Origin of the sequence: Peterkaempfera griseoplana, from assembly GCF_001418575.1 — a bacterium.
GTDB lineage: Bacteria > Actinomycetota > Actinomycetes > Streptomycetales > Streptomycetaceae > Peterkaempfera > Peterkaempfera griseoplana.
In genome coordinates this window covers 1-1,203 of sequence record NZ_LIQR01000209.1, presented here as the reverse complement: position 1 = coordinate 1,203, position 1,203 = coordinate 1, and the positions used below count along the sequence as shown (strand labels likewise).

Sequence of the window (1,203 nt, the reverse complement as noted above, 5' to 3'; positions counted from 1 at the left end):
CACAAGTCCTGAGCATTGCTCACGTCCGGGTATCGCTTCACACACGAGGAATCGGAGCGGGGTGCGCGTGAGTGAGCCGTACGGGACGCAGCAGACAGCGGCCGCAGGGTTCCCGCAGACCGAGGGTGGCTCCGGGACGGTGCCCGTCTGCCGGGAGAGTGCCGACGAGCGAGGCGGCGTCGGCGTTCGGAGCGCGGCGTGTAGCCACGTGCACCAGCGGGGATGGAGCAGGCTCGGCAGAATGGGAACCCGCGACTTTCCGCTGCGGAGCCGGGCACTTTGAGCACTGAGCCACCGACCGCGGAAGGTGAGGGATTCGAACCCCCAGGGCTTTCACACCCCCCGCCTTTCGCGAGCGCCTGGCACACCGATGCCGGACCTTCCAGCGGAGAGTGCAGAGATCGAACCCGCGTCGGTGACCCCGACGGCGGCCTGGCAAGCCGCTGCTTCACCGCTCTGGAAACCCTTCCCGTGCGTCGCCCCGGAATCGAACCGGTCCAGCCCGTAGGCGCAGGGGTTACAGCCCCGCTTGTGTCCCAGCACTCAACGCATGGCACCGGCAGGATTCGAACCCGCGACCTCCGGCTTATGAGGCCGGCGAGCTGACCGAGCTGCTCCACGGTGCTTCCTCCAAAGTAGCCGCCGCGCATCTGCGGGCACCAAGGGTTTTCGCGGGCCTGGTGTCCACCGTGTCCGGGGCAGGGAACTTGAACAGTCTGTTCCAGCCCTCACTGTCGCGACGCCGCGGCCGTCACCTGGACAGCGCCTTGCGGTCGCGATGTACAGGCAGCCGGGCGAGGCTGAGAGGGTCAGGGCATTCCAGTCGGCCCGCGGTGCTGTGCGGCGGTGCCCGCCCTGTCCGGGAAGGAGGTGCCCATGTCCGCGCCATCCAACGGGATGCGCCGGCATTCGCCATCGCGCGACACCGGCTGGGTGGAAGGCCCCCACGTCTTCGGCGGCTTGGCGCTGGAGCTGAGCGGCACGCTGAGCATTCTCATGGGCGCCGCCGGAATCGCCCAGAGCAACATCTGGGCCCACTCGCAGTATGTCTACAGGTTCGACCTGACGGCTTGGGGCTGGATCCATGCGCTGATCGGGATCGGCCTCGTTGTGGCGGGTGTCGGGGTCCTGGCCGGTCTGCGCTGGGGGAGAGGGGTGGGTATCGCGCTGGCTGCGGTGAGCCTGGTCACCCAGTTCATGTTC

The 1,203-nt window shown here is 68.3% G+C and carries 1 protein-coding gene and 2 tRNA genes; 1 reads left to right on the top strand and 2 read right to left on the bottom strand.

The window, feature by feature from the left end:
* Window positions 1-301: 301 nt before the first annotated feature.
* Together AOK09_RS40175 and AOK09_RS16785 are read right to left on the bottom strand one after the other, a co-directional pair.
* Window positions 302-384 (bottom strand) — tRNA-Ser (locus tag AOK09_RS40175).
* Between the two features lie 167 nt (window positions 385-551).
* Window positions 552-626: transfer RNA gene (locus tag AOK09_RS16785), tRNA-Met, on the bottom strand.
* A gap of 250 nt (window positions 627-876) precedes the next feature.
* On the opposite strand from AOK09_RS16785, the gene AOK09_RS16780 reads away from it, so the two are divergent.
* Window positions 877-1,203: DUF7144 family membrane protein (locus AOK09_RS16780; protein WP_055588019.1), on the top strand; the 327-nt coding region annotated here is incomplete at its 3' end.